The organism is Acidianus sp. HS-5 (assembly GCF_021655615.1).
Lineage (GTDB): Archaea > Thermoproteota > Thermoprotei_A > Sulfolobales > Sulfolobaceae > Acidianus.
In genome coordinates this window covers 1,642,082-1,660,403 of the sequence record NZ_AP025245.1, presented here as the reverse complement: position 1 = coordinate 1,660,403, position 18,322 = coordinate 1,642,082, and the positions used below count along the sequence as shown (strand labels likewise).

The 18,322-nt window shown below is 35.8% G+C and carries 16 protein-coding genes; 9 read left to right on the top strand and 7 right to left on the bottom strand.

Annotated elements, in window-relative coordinates:
• Window positions 1-14: 14 nt before the first annotated feature.
• Both HS5_RS08800 and HS5_RS08795 read left to right on the top strand, forming a co-directional pair.
• The gene (locus HS5_RS08800; RefSeq protein ID WP_236751023.1) at window positions 15-1,148 is read left to right on the top strand and encodes an FAD-binding oxidoreductase; all 1,134 of its coding nucleotides are present in this window, start codon (window positions 15-17) and stop codon (window positions 1,146-1,148) included.
• On the top strand, window positions 1,148-2,359 hold the full coding sequence (locus tag HS5_RS08795) for an amidohydrolase family protein (protein WP_236751020.1): 1,212 nt from the start codon (window positions 1,148-1,150) through the stop codon (window positions 2,357-2,359). The genes HS5_RS08800 and HS5_RS08795 overlap by 1 nt, the downstream gene beginning before the upstream one ends.
• Here the strand turns inward: HS5_RS08795 and HS5_RS08790 are convergent.
• Complete coding sequence (locus HS5_RS08790) at window positions 2,339-3,142, bottom strand: nitrilase-related carbon-nitrogen hydrolase (RefSeq protein WP_236751018.1); 804 nt, start codon at window positions 3,140-3,142, stop codon at window positions 2,339-2,341. The two genes, HS5_RS08795 and HS5_RS08790, sit on opposite strands and share 21 nt — an antisense overlap.
• Window positions 3,143-3,292: 150 nt before the next feature.
• On the opposite strand from HS5_RS08790, the gene HS5_RS08785 reads away from it, so the two are divergent.
• The 4 genes from HS5_RS08785 to HS5_RS08770 all read left to right on the top strand — a co-directional run bounded on the left by HS5_RS08785 (window position 3,293) and on the right by HS5_RS08770 (window position 8,264).
• Window positions 3,293-5,239, top strand: a complete 1,947-nt coding sequence (locus tag HS5_RS08785; protein ID WP_236751016.1) for a molybdopterin cofactor-binding domain-containing protein — start codon at window positions 3,293-3,295, stop codon at window positions 5,237-5,239.
• Window positions 5,236-6,546 carry an amidohydrolase family protein gene (locus HS5_RS08780; protein WP_236751014.1) on the top strand — a complete coding sequence of 437 codons (1,311 nt, stop codon included), beginning with the start codon at window positions 5,236-5,238 and terminating at the stop codon, window positions 6,544-6,546. Before HS5_RS08785 ends, HS5_RS08780 begins: the two co-directional genes overlap by 4 nt.
• A complete protein-coding gene (locus HS5_RS08775) occupies window positions 6,543-7,724 on the top strand; it encodes an amidohydrolase family protein (RefSeq protein ID WP_236751012.1) in 1,182 nt (393 codons plus the stop codon). The genes HS5_RS08780 and HS5_RS08775 overlap by 4 nt, the downstream gene beginning before the upstream one ends.
• Window positions 7,725-8,018: 294 nt before the next feature.
• Window positions 8,019-8,264 carry a NifB/NifX family molybdenum-iron cluster-binding protein gene (locus tag HS5_RS08770; protein ID WP_346729564.1) on the top strand — a complete coding sequence of 82 codons (246 nt, stop codon included), beginning with the start codon at window positions 8,019-8,021 and terminating at the stop codon, window positions 8,262-8,264.
• Between the two features lie 181 nt (window positions 8,265-8,445).
• On the opposite strand, the gene HS5_RS08765 is transcribed toward HS5_RS08770, so the two are convergent.
• A complete protein-coding gene (locus tag HS5_RS08765; RefSeq protein WP_236751010.1) occupies window positions 8,446-9,504 on the bottom strand; it encodes a saccharopine dehydrogenase NADP-binding domain-containing protein in 1,059 nt (352 codons plus the stop codon).
• Window positions 9,505-9,509: 5 nt separating this feature from the next.
• Window positions 9,510-11,102 (bottom strand): APC family permease, encoded by a 1,593-nt coding sequence (locus HS5_RS08760; protein WP_236751008.1) that lies wholly within the window; start codon window positions 11,100-11,102, stop codon window positions 9,510-9,512.
• A gap of 128 nt (window positions 11,103-11,230) precedes the next feature.
• On the opposite strand from HS5_RS08760, the gene HS5_RS08755 reads away from it, so the two are divergent.
• The 3 genes from HS5_RS08755 (at window position 11,231) to speB (ending at window position 15,018) form a co-directional block, all read left to right on the top strand.
• Window positions 11,231-12,481, top strand: a complete 1,251-nt coding sequence (locus tag HS5_RS08755) for a glutamine synthetase family protein (RefSeq protein WP_236751006.1) — start codon at window positions 11,231-11,233, stop codon at window positions 12,479-12,481.
• A gap of 314 nt (window positions 12,482-12,795) precedes the next feature.
• Entirely contained in the window at window positions 12,796-14,109 is a 1,314-nt protein-coding gene (locus HS5_RS08750; RefSeq protein ID WP_236751004.1) for an aspartate aminotransferase family protein, read from the top strand.
• 9 nt (window positions 14,110-14,118) lie between these two features.
• Window positions 14,119-15,018, top strand: a complete 900-nt coding sequence (gene speB / locus HS5_RS08745) for an agmatinase (protein ID WP_236751002.1) — start codon at window positions 14,119-14,121, stop codon at window positions 15,016-15,018.
• Here speB and HS5_RS08740 read toward each other — a convergent pair.
• The 4 genes from HS5_RS08740 to HS5_RS08725 all read right to left on the bottom strand — a co-directional run bounded on the left by HS5_RS08740 (window position 15,005) and on the right by HS5_RS08725 (window position 18,284).
• Window positions 15,005-16,321, bottom strand: a complete 1,317-nt coding sequence (locus HS5_RS08740) for an aspartate aminotransferase family protein (RefSeq protein WP_236751000.1) — start codon at window positions 16,319-16,321, stop codon at window positions 15,005-15,007. The genes speB and HS5_RS08740 overlap by 14 nt on opposite strands.
• Window positions 16,322-16,607: 286 nt before the next feature.
• Window positions 16,608-17,192 carry an urease accessory protein UreD gene (locus HS5_RS08735; protein ID WP_236750999.1) on the bottom strand — a complete coding sequence of 195 codons (585 nt, stop codon included), beginning with the start codon at window positions 17,190-17,192 and terminating at the stop codon, window positions 16,608-16,610.
• On the bottom strand, window positions 17,182-17,811 hold the full coding sequence (gene ureG, locus HS5_RS08730; RefSeq protein ID WP_236750997.1) for an urease accessory protein UreG: 630 nt from the start codon (window positions 17,809-17,811) through the stop codon (window positions 17,182-17,184). Before ureG ends, HS5_RS08735 begins: the two co-directional genes overlap by 11 nt.
• Entirely contained in the window at window positions 17,808-18,284 is a 477-nt protein-coding gene (locus tag HS5_RS08725; protein WP_346729563.1) for an urease accessory UreF family protein, read from the bottom strand. Before HS5_RS08725 ends, ureG begins: the two co-directional genes overlap by 4 nt.
• Window positions 18,285-18,322 lie beyond the last annotated feature (38 nt).

Genomic DNA, 18,322 nt, shown 5'->3' with positions numbered 1-18,322 from the left:
TAATAAATTAATGTATGTTAGAAGTGGAGAAAATTTTATCTAGATACTTTGAAGTATATTCCGATAAAGAGATTTTAGAAAAATATTCAATAGATTACGGATATTTATCTCCTACTTTATCTTCAATAAGGAAAAGTCCTAAGGCAGTAATTAAAGTAAAGGATGAAGAGGAAATAAGAGCATTAATGGAACTCGTCAAGGAATACCATTTCCCAATAATCGTAAGAGGGGCAGGAAGTAATACTCTAGGTGAAACAATCCCCATAAAGGAAGGTACTGTCGTGGTGGATATAACCAATTTTAAGGGATTTGAGAGAAAGGGAGGTTATTTAGTAACCCGGCCTGGCAGTGAATTTAATGAAGTAGGAATAGAAGATTTACCAACAATTCCTACAAGTTTTTATATGGCTACTATAGGAGGTTATGTTGCAGGTGGATCTTTAGGTTTCGGATCGTTAAGAAACGGCGCTGTTTGGGATAACGTTGAGGAAGTCGAGGTTTACACTCCTAAAGGGTTCTTCTCTCTCAGTGGGAATGAAGTTCGTTCAGTTGTGCAGTCTGCTGGAACTACAGGTATTGTAACTAAAATAAAAATGAGGACTGTAAAGAGGGAAGGTAAGGTTAAGGTGATCAGAAGATCTTTCAGGTCTTTAAATGAAGCAATGGACTTCTCTTTAAATATTTTGGACGGTGCGGAATTCATAAGCATAAGGAATAAGCCCATGGCTGAATTAATAGAGCCTGAAAGAAAATGGAGTAACTGGAACGTAATAGCTGGAATTTACGGTGAAGGAGAAGAAGCTTCTCTAAAGGATTTAATAACCACCTTTGCAGGAACGTATTTTACTGCAGTGAATAAAACTAAGGTGAGCTACAATTCGCTGGATATTCCTTTAGAAAAGCTAAACAGCGTGGAAGGAGCTAATGCGATGATATCCTGTGAATTATCCAGGTCCAGAGGAAAATTATTCTCTCATACCTATTTTTTAGACTATGATAAACTTCCGGAAATTGAAGGTTATACTTTCAATCTCCATTCATATAAAGTTAATGATAGAGTTGATGAATATAGGTTAAAGAAGATGATAGAGTTCAAAAGGAAGGTTGATGAAGAAGACTTACTTAACCCCGGTAAGCTGGTGTTTTAATGATACTGAAAAACCTAAGGACTCTGGAAGGTAAGAAAATAGATATTGAAATAAATGGAGATAAAATAGTAAAAATTGCAGAAAATATAGAGGGCGAAGGAACAAACCTAGAAGGTAGAATAGTTTCTCCTGCTCTGGTCGACGCTCATGCACATATTGATAGTAATTTCCTCTTAGATCTTTGTAAGGAAGCTCCTACTCCAAAATTTGAAGAGGCTTTAAAATCATTGATGGAATGCAAGGAAAACTTAACAGAAGACGAAATATATTCTCTCATGCGAAAATCCGTCTTGTATTATATAAAATCTGGGTCTCTTTACGTAAGGACTCACGTAATGATAGACGGCAAAAAGTGGAGGGAAAGGTTAAATAGCATAATGAAGGTGAAAGAGGAATTTAAGGATAAGATATTTATCCAGATCATAGGCTTTATTCAAAGTTACGACTACTTTAACGACGAGGTGGAGGAAAGGATATGGAAGGCTATAGATTTAGGAGTTGACGGTATAGGCGGTCAGCCTCATTTACAACCTTCAGTAGAGGACGGAATTAGGATGGTAAAGAAAATTTTTGATATAGCCAAGGAGGAGGAATTATTAATTGACTTTCACGCAGACTATTCAGATGACCCTACCACGAGGTTTAGTGGGGTAATAATTTCTGAAGCTTTAAGGAGGAAGTACCTTAATAAGGTAGCTTTAAGTCATCTCCTAGCGATGCACTCTTATCACGAGGATTACGCTTTAAGACTAATGAGGTGGATGAAGGAAGCAGGAGTGAGTGCAATAGTATCTCCAATAACAGAGCTTGAAGGTTCTGGAGCTTTTGACGACTATCCAAAAAGGAGGGGAATTCCGAGAGTTAGGGAAATGATTTATAACGGAGTTAACGTTGCCTTAGGTCATGACGATATTCGAAACCATTTAAATCCTATAGGCGACGGAGATATGTTGAAGGCTTCTTTTGCTTTAATGATAGGGGATTACATGTATTTTTCACAATATTTTGGAGAAATTTTTAAGCTAATGACTTATAACGGGGCAAGGGCTTTAAACATAGGCAATTATGGATTAAAAGAAGGGATGAACTCAAACCTTGTAATATTTGAAGGTAAAAGCGTTAAAGATGTTCTGATTGAGATAAAACCTAGGAAGGCGGTAATAAGTAACGGTAAAATAGTTTACGATAACTCAGAGTCCGTAAGTGTTTAATCTCTTTTTTAAGAATGGTCTCTTTATCCTAGCCTTTGCTACTTCCTCTTCACTGACGTCAGCATAAATTATTTCTTCCTTATTTCCGGCTCTGCTTATTACCTCACCCATTGGGGAAACTACCATTGACTCGCCGAAGTATTCCTCTTTCTGTTCTGGGTATTCCTTGCCTATCCTATTTATCCCTACAACGTAAGAGGTATTAAATACCGCATGAGCTCTTAGCTCTAATTCCCAGATTTCCTTAAATGCCGCAACTGAAGGTATGAATATAAGCCAAGCACCTTTAACTACCTCGGCCCTTACAGTCTCTGGGAAATGTCTATCGTGGCAGATTACTACTCCAACGTTAGTTTCGCTCAATTTAAATACTGGAAAACCTAGGTCACCTACCTTGAAGAAGTAGTATTCATTAAACTTATCTTCCTGAGGTAAGTGAGTTTTCCTGTACTTACCTACAATTTCTCCTTGATCATCTATTATAAACGATGTGTTATAAAAATTAAGAGTATTTGAATCCCTCTCAAATATAGGAACAATAATGTTAACCTTCCTCTCCTTTGCTACTTCCTTAAACCTCTGTATAGTATAATCCCTTTCACCTTCAGCAAGCTCAAAGTATTTAGGATTCTGTTCAAACGGGAAATATACAGTGTTTGATAGTTCATCAAGAGAAATTATTTTCGCACCGTTATCCGCTGCTTTATTAACCATTTCTATTTGTCTTTCCACATTATCCTTCTTATCCCAGCTCATGTATGTTTGAATAAGTGCTATACGCATAAGAAAATGCTCTAAACCGTTAAAATAAAGATTTCCATTTACTTAATTATGTAAATTTAAGCGTATCAAATTAGATAAATCCTTACTCATTTATGCAAATACATTACAAGTAAAGTATATATATGATGTTTTAGAGAAAAAGACTCTAAGATGGTTTGGACAATAAATTATGTAGACGATATAACAAACGACGGAAGTTATGAGTATGTTTCCTTCATAAGGTCTCAGCAAAAGCAGGCAAAGTTCTCAATATCCGGCAGAGCTTTTACTTATGAGGATCTAAAAGAGTTTAAGGTACCCACAGTTTACGATAGGAGTTCATTAAGAATTCCAGACGTTCCATTATTACCTAAATATAAGGCAGTCTATAAATTTCAGCCGTTAGGAATTGTAATAGGTAAGGACAGATATGACGCCTTTGATAAAGTTGAAGAGATTGAAATAAATTGCGATCCATTTGAAGGCTCAATATATGAAGAAGTTCCCGATAACATAATTTACAGAGAAAGTAACGGAGGTAAGGCTGGGTTTGAAAACGAATTCACCTTGAGAGTGGATTTTAACAGGAGTGCTCCATATAGCATGGAACCCAGAGTAGTTGCTGTAAAAAATCAAGGTGACCAGTTAATTATTCATTTATCAACTCAAATCCCCACAGTTGTAAAAATGCTTATTTCAGAAATGTTGGAAATTCCGCAAAATAGGATATCTATAGTAGTCCCAAACGTGGGAGGAGGTTTTGGACTAAAGCAGGATGTAAATTATGAAGAACTTTCGGTAATAGCTTTAGCTTATAAATTAGGTAAAAATCTAAAATGGGTAGAGACTAGGACGGAAAACGTAATGACTTCACAAGCTAGAGACCAAGTCCACGAACTGAAAGTTGGATACAGAAAATGCGGAAAGCTAGAGTACGTCGAGGATAAAATAACTTATGATGCAGGAGCTTATTTATTGCCGTTTACCGGAATTTCTCCCCTTTTCGTAACACTTGGGACTATGAAAAGCCTATATGATTTCCAATTCTACTATAACGCAATAGTAAAGGTAAGCAATAAGCCTCCTCAAGGAGCTTATAGAGGTTTTGGAAGGCCAGAGGCAATGTTAGTAATGGAAAGGGTAATGGATGAAATTGCTAGGAGAACTAAAATTTCTCCAATAGAAGTGAGAAAGCTAAACATCAAGGAAAAATTAGACGGCGACGTAGGGGACGTAGAAGGAGTAATAGATAGGTTGAGTAAAAAATACGATGAATTGAAAAGAATTTACGGAAAAGGAATAGGAGTAAGCTTTTACGTACAATATGCTGCACCAAATTCTGAAATCATGGTTAAGCATGAGAAGTCTTTAATTCCCGGTTACGAATGCGTTAGGGCAAGGCTTGACTTAGATGGATGGATAATTATAGAAACAACGCTAACCAATCAAGGTCAAAGGATGGACAACTCTATAAGAAAATTAGTTTCAAAGGAGCTTGGATATGATAAGATTAAGGTGGAATTAGCAAAAACTAACATTAACGGCTACGGTGTTTGGGCAAGCAGATCCATGCTCACTGCAGGAAATGCAGCAATATTGGCCGTAAGAAAATTGAAGGAAATAGCTAGAAAGATAGATGAAGACCTTAACTGGGAAAAGATTGCTAAAATAATGAGGCAGGAACCCTGGAAATTAAAGGAATTAACGGTAGAAGAATGCTACGAAACTCCAGAGTTTGTCGGGACTATTAGCGGCCAAATTATGGTAGTTAGTAAAGATGAATTAGGCAACATTAAGCCTTTATATACCTATGTAATTGCTGACGTAGGAATTACTGGAGACGATAAAGTTGTAAAAGGACAATTAATAGGAGGAGCATTACAGGCAATAAGTGGGTCATTCTTGGAAAGTGTGGAAGATGAGCTTGAGTATTCAATAGCAACTGCAGTTGAGGCTCCTAAATTTGAGCTTGAGCTACTTCATACACCTTCTAACACTCCTACTGGAGTTAGGGGAGTTGGAGAAAACAGCATTTCCGGAGGTTATGCATCATTTATAAATGCAATAAATGATTTAGGTTTAGAATGCAATAAAGTTCCATGTAGGTTGTCAAAATGATATTCAAGAACGCAAGGGTTATTACATCTAAAGGAATTATTGAGACTGATTTTCTTGTAGAAGAAGGTAAGATTAAGGAAATAAAGAAGGACATTGTGCCAAAGGATGAAGTAGTAGATTTATCAGGATATTACGTTTTACCCAGCGTTATTGATGGGCATACTCATTTCAATTCCAGATTTTTAGGAGCTAGAGAAGTCATACCTACTGCAGACGATTATAAGAGCGGAAGCGAGGTATCCTTAGCTGGAGGAATAACTTCGTTCATTAATTTCATAGATCCTGCAAAAGAAGATCCTGTAGGCAGCGCTAAGAGTGAAATAGAGAAAGCTTCCGCTCAATCTATGACAGACTATTCCTTTCATTTAATTGTAAGACAAGGGGAGCATATAAAATACCTTGATGAAATTTTTCGTCTAGGAGTTAAGAGCGTTAAAGTTTTTATGGCTTACAAGGGAAGCATGCAGTTAGATGATGAAAACATAATGAAGGCAATGAGAAAAGTGAAAGAACTCGGAGGAGTTATAGCAATACACGCTGAAAACGGTGACGTAATAGATGAGCTACAGAAAGAGTATGGAGATAGAGATGAAGCAGTCTATCATGCATTAACTAGGCCTTCAGAAGTTGAGGAAGAGGCTGTAAATAGAGTATCAATGATGGCTTATTTAACAAAGGCAAAAGCTTACATAGTCCATGTTTCTTCTCCAAATTCATTAAAAATAATCGAATCTTGGAGGAAGAAAGGTGCAGAGATTTACGGAGAAACCTGTCCTCATTACTTGGTTTTCGATGAAAGCTATTATTATAGACCAGACGGAAAGAGATTCATAATGTCTCCTCCTTTAAGGAGTAAGGAAATGAGGAAGGAATTAGTAGATAACCTTACGCGTATATTCACTCTTGGAAGCGATTATTCTGGATACATGTCAGTGTATAAAGATAAGGCATTGAGTTACATAGAAGTTCCTAATGGTGTGGCTTCAACTGAGTTCCTTGTCCCAACAATAATGAACTTAATGTTTGACGGTTTTATTTCACCAGAGCACGTAGCTGAGATAACTTCTGAAGACCAAATAAAACTTTACGGAATTAAAGGTAAAGGATTTGCTGTAGGCTCTGACGCGGATTTTGCCGTAATAAGGAGGGAAGATTGGGTAGTTAAGGATTGGCACGGTAAAATGGACCATTCAATTTATGAGGGTGTAAAGTTTAAGGCTAAGGTAGTAAGAACTTACTTAAGGGGAGAATTAGTCTTTGAGGAAGATGTGAAAGGAAGAAGAAAAGGAGAGTTGCTGAAGAGATGACTATAATTAGAAATGTTAACATGATGGGAGCTAATTTAACTAACATAAAACTGGATGACGGTGTTAACTCTGTAATAGATGCCGAAGGTAGGATAGCTTTTCCCTCATTTTTTGATATGCATGTCCATTTAGAGAACGCTTTGAGTTTCAAAGAAACTGGAGAGAACGAAAGCGGAACTTTAGAAGAGGCAGTTGAAAGGTGGGCTAAGATAAGGGATTCCATAAGTGTAGAAGATCTGAAGAATAGAATTAAAAAGGCGCTAATTCTGGAAATATTTAACGGGGTAACTCATGTTAGGACTCATGCAGATACTTGTTCAAAGAACATTAATTCAGTTAAAGCATCAGTAGAGGCTAAAGAAGAAATGAAGAACTTCATTGATGTTCAAGTTGTTGCGTTTCCAGAGCAAGGGATTTTTAACTGTAATGAGGAGGAATTCAAGAAGGCTATTGAAATCTCTGATATAATAGGAGGTAAGCCAGATGGGGAAGATAATGAGGATCTTAGCAAGAAGCACTTAGAGCTTATTTCCTCACTATCCTTAGCGTTAAATAAAAGCATAGACTCGCATATAGATCAAGGAGATGAGCCAACAAGGTTTTCGGAGCATTTACTAGGACTGAGGAATAACCACGTTGCATTATCTCATTTAACTTCAATTCACTCTGACAGTGATGAGTATACCTATAGGTTAATTAAGTTGATAAAAAAGAGGAATGCTACTGTAATTAGTTCACCTTTAACTACCGTCTTTTTGAACGGTAGGTTTGATAGATATCCTAAAAGGAGGGGCTTAACTAGGATTAAGCAATTGTTAAGTGAAGGAGTAATTGTTTCCTTAGGTCATGACGATTTTCAGAATCCTTTCTTTCCTTTTGGATTTGGGGACATGGTTCAGTCACTTTGGATGGCTATTTTACTAGAGCAGATTGAATTTAGGGACGATTTAATTAATTTAATCACGGAAAACGCTAGAAAGGAGTGGGTTTTATCTACTTCTAAGAAGCCTTCAGAGGACATAGTTATTTTAGACGCAAAAAGTTTAAGAGAACAGCTTTCTACCCTCTCACCGAGGTTCATGGTAATTAGGAAGGGAAAAATAATAGCTTATACAAATAAGAGCGGAGAAGTAATACTTAATGGTAATAAGATAAACCCTTACGACCTTATTGTTTGATTAATGGCATTGTTATGCATCTTGGTCTGCTCCTTTCTCCTCATTTAAGCGTTATTATCTCGGAATTCTTAAATATACTCATAATACTCTTATTTTTAAGTATCTAGATGGACTTATGTAGTGAACTTATATAGAAAGAGTAATTAGACTGCTTAAGAAACTAATGTATTCATATTATAATTCCATATACTTTTTATAAGGAAAATTTTTAAATTGACATTAGACTTATTAATTATTAAAGTAGCTATTTCCTCAACTAATTGAAAAGTTGATACTCCTGGTGATGGAAAGGAAATATTAATTTATGAAATCGAAGGAGATAATGTAAAACTAGTTGAAAGATATGATAATCCAGCTTTAAATGCAGGTACTACAAGAGGAGTATACATGCTAAAATCTGCACTTGAAAAAGGTACCAATGCAATAATACTCACGAAAATAGCTCCTTCACGATTTAATTTCATTAAAGGAAAAGCAAAGTTATTTTTAGTAAATGGTTTAGTTGAAGAAGTACTGGAAAAATTAAAGAAAGGGAATTAAAGGAAGCAGAGAAGCCTAATTTTGAATGCACTCATCCAACTTAATACTGAAAATTATAAGTTTAAATATTTTTATTCCAAACTCACATGAATACAACTTTAAGTAATCTCCATGAATATAGTATTTTTAGAGCATAACTATAGTAATTATATCAGAGTTCAAAAACATGAAAAGATCTGGCTTAATAATCGTCTCTTTCTTGATATATCATTTTTATTCCTCTTCTCTTTAATTCCGACATGAACTCATCAGCGTTTACAACTTTTTCTGGAGGTAATACTCCTTCACCTTTAACCTTCATGTTTACTGCTATTACCGGTGAAATTCCCGTCATATATTGAGTCCCGTCAAACTCGTCTTTAGGACCTGAGTTAAATTCCATTGAAACTTCCCTATTATCATATTCGAATATTACCTTGCAAGCCTCAACCTCATTAGGTTTTTCATCCTTATACCCTAAAAACCCCTTAGCCTTTAATATCTCTCTTAAGTACTTCCTACTCCTAATTCCTAAAACTTCAATATCATCACCAAATATTTTTGAGAGGAAAGCTACATTGTCAAACCCGCTACCTCCTTCCATCCAGTCTACAAACTTCACTCCTTCAAAAGATGAAGGAAACGTTGCTAATTCACTATGAATCGTTAAGTAAACTCTTATCTTTCCTATGCTGAACTCAACGTCCTCAAACCTTGAAAGAGGCTTATAATATCTATATTCGCCTTTTTCGAGTACCGGAACGTCTAAAGTCATTTCGTCCATCTGTGTGTCTATGCTCCAGTCAATATTATCATTATAATTTATCCAGCCATCTCTTAGCTTAATTCCTATGGGAGTTCCGAACTTTTCGTAAAAATACCTAGCAATGACGTTAGTTATTCCCGGCTCTGCTCCCATGCCTACTAATGCTAGTAAATTTTCCTTCTCGAAATCCTTGTTCATATCCAACTGTTTCCTAGTCATCCAATAAAGTCCACCTAAATCCATGTAGTTTACTCCAGCCTTTAGTGAAGCTTTCATTGCATTTAAATTAAAATAATACTGTGCAGCATTTATAACGTAATCAGAATTTTTAATTTTACTTGATACCTCATCAACGTTATTTAAATCCCCGTAAACGTAATTAACGTCGTACTGTGGTTTTATTATGTCAATTACTGTAACGTCGTGATCTTTCATTAGTTCTTTAGTAATTACTCTTCCTATTAGTCCAGAACCACCGAGTATACTTACTTTCATTACTATCACTCTGGAGGTATTTCTTTAAACACTAGACCTAAGTCTATTCCTTTATTCTTATTAAGATTGGTAGCAATGTAGTAAATTACTCCTCCAATACCATAAATTATTGCCAACGAAGCTATTGTAGGAATATTTATTGGTAATAGTATTGGATTTCCCCAAGTTATGTAAGTAGCATAAACTAAGAAGGCAAAGGTAGGTAAGCCTATTAATGTTACTATTGGAATACCCATTATCTTCCTCTTTATTGGAACAGAGTTTTCATAAACTTGCCTTTTTAAATACGGCATTAATGCCGCTGATAATGCGAAGATTGCATAACTTATTTCGAAAATTACAGTGACGTCGACTATCGAAATTGATGGGACTAAGGCATATAATAATACTCCTGCAAAACCTATTGCTGAAACTAAGGCCGTAGCCTTTAATGGAACATGGAACCTGTCATTTACATCTGCCATCCAAGAGGGCATTACTCTATCGAAGGACCACGCAAATAAGTACCTAGTTAATGCTACTATTAATGGTGGGTTACTGTAGAAATTAGGTAACCAGAAGGCTATAAACATGATGATATACAGCGGAATACTCTTGTTTACTAAGAGTGCGAAGAACGGAGTGAATGTACTTATTGATGATAAGGACGTGTAAACAGTATCATTAAGTCCGTTGCAAGATATATATCCCCAAGAGGTTAAGAATTTTTCTCCAAATGCATTAATATTAAGTTGAGTGAAAAGTATATAATATACACCAATTATGAGTAATGCAATTATTATAGAATATAATACGTTAGTTCTTACATTCTTCATTTCTCCTGACCAAGAAGCAGGTAAATTATACCATGTGTAATAATACCAAATAACTGGAATTCCTAAAACTGCTGCAGTTATTGGATTTGCCACAAAAGATAGACCACAAGATCTTGCAAAAGATACTACGCTTTGATAAGCGTGTGGAATTCCGGTAAAACTTGATAAAGTAGAGGAAAACTCTCCAGGATTTATTGTAGTCAAGACGTAGAAGAGAACTGCAGTAGAAACAAAACTTACAATACCGCTTATCAATGTAAACTTCCACACGCTTTTACTGGACATTGCCAATACGGCAGAAATTATTATTATTATCACTCCTACTACTACACTTCCTAGAGTTCCGGAAAAGAAACATCCAAAGCTAATTAATTGACTGTTTCCTAAAAACATTCCAAGTCCAGAAAACAAGTAAGCAAACCATTTAGCTCCTAACTCGCTGTAAAGCCCAAGAGAAAGAGCAAATGCTACGAATAATCCGAAATAATTAATGAATCCTACAGCAGGATGTATCGCCCTACTACTGAAGACGTAATCTCCTCCAGATCTAGGCATTGAAATTCCTGCAATGTAAAATAAGAAAGCCATGCCTAAAGTTGGCACTAGGGTTATTAAATATGCCAAAGTCCAGTTTATTCCTGGTGCTAACCACATCCAAGATATAATTAATATTGGAACTCCTCCGGTAACCAGTGCAAAAGTTGCCAACATTGACGACCAAGGACTTACTTCTCTTACCAACCCCGAGGATTCCCTTATAAATAAGGTTTTCTTATTCTCCATTTAAACACCAAGATGTGAAATATATTATACGTATTAAAAAGATATTTATCGGTAAAGGTAAAAAGTTTTTATAATTTAGGTTTGTATGAAAAGAAATCTTTATTTATTATTTATATGTAAGGTCTTTTATGAATGAAGTTTTTAAAAATTTAAAATTTATTAGAGCAGACTATGTAGATTACGGCGGAGTAATAAGAAGCAAGGCCATAGATCCTGATGATTTTGAGGACGTAATGAAGTTAGGAATTACAATACCTGCAGCAATGATGAACTTCACAACAATGAACACGCTTTCAGTGACCAAAATGGAAGGATATGAGGATGTACTCCTTTTTCCAGACAAGAATTCGTTAACTGTGTATGATGATCAAGCACTCATTCTGGGGGATTTTTACACAAGGGAAGGAAAGGCATGGGAATACGATCCAAGACAGAGGCTTAAGACGTTACTTAACAGTACGGATTACGAGTTTAAATCTTCTTTTGAAATTGAATTTTATATACTAAAAGACGGAAAACCTTTAGGAGACTCATCATGTTACGAATTTAAAGGATATTACGACGTTATGAAATTGCTTGGCGAGATAAAGGACGTGCTAAAATCTAACGGAGTTAACGTTATAAAGACGATAAAAGAATGCGGTCCTTCACAGTATGAGTTTAATTTATTACCTAAGAATCCCTTACGTACAGCTGACGAGTTTATTATTTTTAAGGAAATATCAAAATTAATCTCAAGAAAATATGGATTTGAAGCAAACTTTATGCCAAAGCCATTCTCTGAAGTTGCAGGCTCCGGTCTTCACTTGAACTTTAGTATATGGAAAGGAGAAAGGAATATAACATTAGAGGAAGAAGGAATGAGCTTCCTTGCTGGAGTTCTTTACCACGCTAAAGCTTTAACCTTATTCTCTGCTCCTACAATAAATTCATATAAAAGGTTGAACGCTTTCAAGAGAAAGGTAAGAGTACCGGGAACATGGGTTCCAACAAAGATTGTATATGGATATAATAACAGATCATCAATTATTAGAATTCCTCAAATTAGATCTAAAGATGAAAAGAGGTTAGAGTTCAGATTACCGGATACTTCAGTTAATCCTTACCTCCTTCTTTTAGCTTTTATAACCGCAGGACTTGACGGGATATCTATGAAGATGAGGACTCCAGAGCCTGTAAATGAGGACGTTTTCTTTGAAGAGAAATTTGAGAGTGTTCCTTTAACTTTTGAGGATGCTTTAAGGCAATTTGAATCGTCAAAGCTAAGGGAGCTCTTAGGTAAAGTCGGAGAACAGTTTTTAAGCGTAAAGAGGCAGGAACTAGAAGATTCATTATTGTCAGTGACTGATTGGGAATTGAAGATTTATAGGGACATATAGTAAGAATTAAATTGAAGATTCAGTTAATAATAATTAAATGAAGTAAGATTTTAAGAGTGTTTTCTTAAACTCTTTTTATTAGCTTCCCGTTATAAGATATAAAGAATTATTTTTAATGTATAATCTATGACGTAATTTTAAATATATTTTAAGGAAATACTTATATACTTTTTATGTAGAGGATTATTAGGTGGTAAAATTGGAAACGAAAATAATGCCTAAAATCGTATCGATAAATTTAAGTATTTTATATTATTTCGTATTTCTATTTATGCTTAAGCCTAAACAGTAAATTCTATTTGTAGGTGAAATTTATGCTGAGTCTTTACACTGCCAAGACACCTAAATCTAAGGTTCTCTTTGAAGAGAATAAAAAGTACATGCCTTACGGAGTAAGCAGTAATTATAGGTATTTCGACCCTTACCCCTTATATTTAACTAAAGGTAAAGGGAGTAGGGTTTGGGACATTGATGGGAACGAGTACATAGACTTTAACTTAGGCTTCGGAGTACTGGAAGTAGGTCATGCAAACGAGCGAATAGCAGAAGAAACAGAAAAGGCAATAAGGGACGGTTCAATCCTAGGATTTGAATACTACAAAACAGGGAAGCTTGCAAAAACGATATCCCAACGATACAATCTAGATATGGTTAGGTTTTCTTCCACAGGAACTGAAGCAACCATGCACGCGATAAGGTTTGCTAGAGCTTACACAAAACGAAAGAAGATAATAAAATTCGAAGGACATTACCACGGAAGTCATGATCAGCTTTTAGTTAACGTAAATCCGTTAAAGCCAGGGAATAAAGTTCCGTCATCACTAGGAATCCCTGAGGAAGTGATAGCAAATACTATAGTTACTGATTGGAATAATATAGAAAGCTTTGAAAAAGTAGCTAAAGAAGATGTGGCGGCTGTCATTATGGAACCGGTAGCAATGAACATGGGCTTGATTCCTACAGATGAAGAATTCCTTAAGACAGTATTTGAACTTTCTAAAGAAAGAGGATTCCTAGTAATATTTGATGAGACGAAGACCGGAGGTAAATTCTATTCTGGAGCTTTAGGTTACTTCAACGTTAAGCCCGATTTAGTAATACTAGGTAAAGCAATAGCTGGAGGTTTACCTTTATCTGTAATAGGAGGAAAGAGAGAGATAATGGAATTATTAGGTCCAGGAAAAGTAGCTCACGGCGGAACTTTTAACGCAAATCCGCTCTCTGTTAGAGCTTCAATAGTTACTTTAACTGAAATACTTACACAATCAGCGTTCTATTACATGCACAGATTAAGCGAAATGCTTGAAAGAGGTTACATAGAGATCGCAGAAGATCTAGGAGTTGAACTGAGCGTCTATAGGTGGGGACCGAGCGGTTCAGTATACTTCAGTCCCAAAGTGCCTAAAGATTATAAGGAGTTCATAAGCCTAGACTTCAGTCCTTGGTTTACTTACTTCTACACTACCTTAGTAAACGGTGTAATACCAATGGGAGGATTTAATGAGGAATGGACAGTATCTATTAAACATACTGAAGAAGATATTAGAAAGCATTTAGAGGCGGCAGAAGAGGGAATAAGGAAAGCTAAAGAGGTAAAAACTAATATGCCCATAGATGAATCCTTCTAGTGAGGTTAAATGAGGCAGATGGATTCCCTCAAGTCTCCAAGGTTTACTCAAGTATCAACTTTTGCAAGGTTACCAATATGTGAAGACCTAAGCGGAGTTAAGGCAATATTTTTAGGAATACCTTTTGACGACGCGACTACTTATAGGCCTGGAGCTAGATTTGGGCCTATGGGAATAAGGCAGGGATCCAGACTTTTAAGACCTTATAACCAATTTTTAGATGTATATCCTTTCGACACGCTTAATATGTGTGATGCAGGAGACGTGAACGTGATTCCCGGATATATAGATGATACTTTTAAAATAATAGAGGAAGATCTAAATAAAATTCACAGTACAGTTCCTTTTATTGCAGGAGGAGACCATTCTATAACCCTTCCAGTATTAAGGGCAATGTATAAAAAATACGGTAAAATAAACCTTGTCCACTTAGATTCTCATTACGATTTCTGGGACTCTTACTGGGGTAAAAAATATACTCACGGAACTTGGTTAAGAAGAGCCTTAGAAGAAGGATTATTAAACGAAGTAGTTCAAATGGGAATTAGAGGTTCATTATATTCAAGGGAAGATGTTGAGGACTCAAAGAGGTTAAAAATTAAGAGCTACACAATAAGGGATTTAAAATATAGACTTGAGGAAGTTAAGAAAGAGTTTCCATCAGGAAAGACCTACGTTTCAATAGATATAGACGTAGTTGATCCCGCATTTGCTCCAGGAACTGGGACACCGGAAGTTGGGGGATTAACTAGTTTCGAAATCTTAGAAGTAGTGAGGAGTTTTAATTTTGATATAGTAGGCTTTGACGTTGTTGAAGTTTCTCCACCTTACGACGTAAGCGAAATAACCACAATGCTTGCGGCAAATGTCCTATACGAAGGGGCAAGCGTATTAGCTAAAAAGATGTGAACTTATTTTCTATCACTTTCTCGAATATTTCTAACCCATTGTCAAGAAGTTCTCTAGGTATAGTAAGTGGAGACATAAACCTTAAAACATTATTATATGTCCCAGCCTTATACATTATTACTCCATTCTTAAGCAAGTTTTTAATCATTTTTAGAGTAAATTCACTCGCTGGATTCTTTTTCTCATCAGAAAACTCTATTCCTATCATAAATCCCAAACCTCTAACGTCGAATGACCCCTTGTAATCCTCCATTATTTCCTCAAACCTCTTCCTTGCATATTCTCCTAAAGACGTTACCCTATCTAATATATTATGTTTTTTAATAAAATCTATTGTAGCCTTACCTATAGCCAAACCTAAAGGATTCCCCCTATAAGTACCTAAGTGAAAAGCTTGAGGAATTTTATCAAGCTCTTTCCTGTAAGCTACTAAAGAAATAGGTATTCCTTCGCCTATGCCTTTAGCTACTGTAACTATGTCAGGAGTAATTCCTTCCCATTCATAAGCCCACATCTTTCCAGTTCTTCCCACTCCAGACTGTATTTCATCAACTATTAGCAATGAGTCGTATTTATCAGCTATCTCCCTTAATCCCTTTAAAAAGCCTTTAGGAGGAACAATGTAACCACCCTCACCTTGTATGGGTTCAACTAAAATTCCTGCAACGTCGTGGTTCTTTACTTCATAATCTACTAAGGATAAAACCTCATTAAGACAGTCCTTGAAGGGGCACCTATATTCGTAAGGATATGGGACTGTTATTACATTATTATCGTAATAAGGTTGGAACTTTTTAGTAAATGTTGTAAAACCTAAAGTACCTGCAGTTATTCCGTGGTATGCGTTATCAAAGGACAAGATAAGCCTCTTTCCAGTATTCCACCTTGCTATCTTAACTGCAGCCTCAACAGCGTCTGCTCCTGTCGTTGTAAATAGAATCTTTGAGTTAAAGTTGAAAGTACTCCTTATCTCTTTTAAGAAATTTATTCTAACTTCCGAAGGTATTTCCATGTAATGCCAGAATTTATCTACCTGCTCCTTTAATGCATTTACTATCTCTGGATTCCTATGACCTAGATTAACTACTGCAACTCCTGCAAACCAGTCTATGTAAACGTTGTCATCTGCATCAATAATCGTTGAACCTTTACCTTCCTTTATTGCTATGTTAAAATATTTAGGATAATTTAACGCTGAAGTCTCCATTTCCTCCTGAATTTTCAATATTTCTTGAGATTTAGGTCCTGGAGGAGTAACGTGTATTTTAGGAGCATCCAAAATACTTCCGTCCAAGTTATCCATGCTGAGAATTATGAGGTAGGATTAAAAACTTTAACTTCCTTAGTTTCCTTAACCTTATATATTGAGGCTAAAGAAATTAATATAACGATTAGGGCGAATGCAGGATATAACGTATATGTAGGAGAGATTTCAGCCCCCAGCTTTAGGAGCAAACACTACATTAGGTTACGCGTTACTAGCAGGGACTATAGCTTTCCTCTTTGCAGTATTCTATATCTCAAAATATATTAGGAGAAAACAAGGAATTGATCTAGACATGGTATTTAGAGAAATACCGCCGGAGTAATTACCACCAATAATAATTCAGAATCTTTTTAATCTCTAGATAAATATCTTTGGAATTGGATATTTTTCTCTCGACGTCAAATTCCTTTCCCCTCACTTTATATATATTTAATAATGAATTATTACCCATGATGTAAGGACTTATGTAGTCGTCATTATTTACCCTAAAAACGTCGTAGATTATTAATTCTCCTCCAGAATATACCTCTGTCACGGCCTTTATTTTCCCCTTTTTATACACTTCTCCATGTCCTTCTCTACCTAAAGTAAAAGCCTCGATTATTAAAGCCTCTTTATCAACTTTAAACTGACTGCGAATTTCCGCGTTAGCCTCATTATAAAAAAGTATTGGGTGAGGAATGTAAGAAAAATTTCCCTCAACTTCTACGTTAATCCTTACCGAACTTTTAGAAAGAATCTTAGTATAACCTTGGTCAGTTATCACTTCGTCATCTTTAGCTAAAATCTTTATATTTATCTCATCATCGTGAGCCAAAACTTCTGAAGGGTTTGCTAAAATTATAGTTTTACCTATTCTATAAGCATTTAAAGTTCCTTTCCTGTATATTCCGCCGTTAACTTCCAAGTAGCCCAACAACTTTCAAATCCTCCATTAATACTCTTACTAACTCCTCAGTACCTTCTCCCGTCTTAAGGCTTATGAAAACTGTTGGCTTACCTTTCCTTACAACTTCTGCATCCTTCTTCATTTTATTAAGATCTGCATTAACGTAAGGGGCTAAGTCTATCTTATTGATTACTAAGAGGTCACTTTCCATAATACCAAGTCCCCCTTTTCCGGGGTACTTATCACCTGCAGAAGTATCAATGACATAAATTGTATAATCAGCTAAAAGAGGGCTAAACGTACTCATTACGTTATCTCCTCCGCTCTCTATTAGGATTATATCTAGCTCCCCAGATTTTTTAATTAAATTATCTATAGCCCTTAAGTTAAGCGAAGGGTCTTCCCTTATTGCAGTGTGTGGACACCCTCCAGTAACTATTCCTACAAGGTTTTCTTTAGGTATTACCTTCTCTTTAATTACCAAATCCTCATATACTCTCATTGCATCTGCATTTGATACTACGTCGTTGGTAATTATTCCCACTTTAAAACCTCTTTTAGTAAACTCTTTTGCTAAAAATTCTATCAAACTGGTCTTTCCAGAACCTACCGGTCCTAGAATTCCTATTTTGGTCATGACATGAACACCTTAGGTTCCCTATTTTCGTGAAGCTTTGATAATATATCTTGAACAGGATTAAAAGGCTCAAACTCTTCATAATCTTCATAAGAAAGTTCTAGCATTAATTTCTGCCCTTGGACGAAGTCTATTGCACCCAACCTAATCGCTGAGAAAACCATTTGAGATAATTCGCTGTACGCAATTCCTTCTAAACAATCTTTCTCATCAATTTTTAGACACTTGCATAACCTAGCCATTACCACAGGATAAGTGCCCGGAGATTCTCCCCTCCTTACTTTATCAAAGAATTCGTCTTCACATAAATTTAGGCAAACTAATGACCTACCCATGTTAACTGTCATTTCTTTTAATTCCTTAGTAACTTTTGAAGCATACAGCATTTTATCAGCTCTTTCCGGTTCTTTAAATGCTAATTTTGCCATAACTAAGTCACCCTTAAGTATTACGTTTTTATATACAGCCTTAATGAAATCTATTACGTTAATTCCTCTAGCATAAGCTTCCT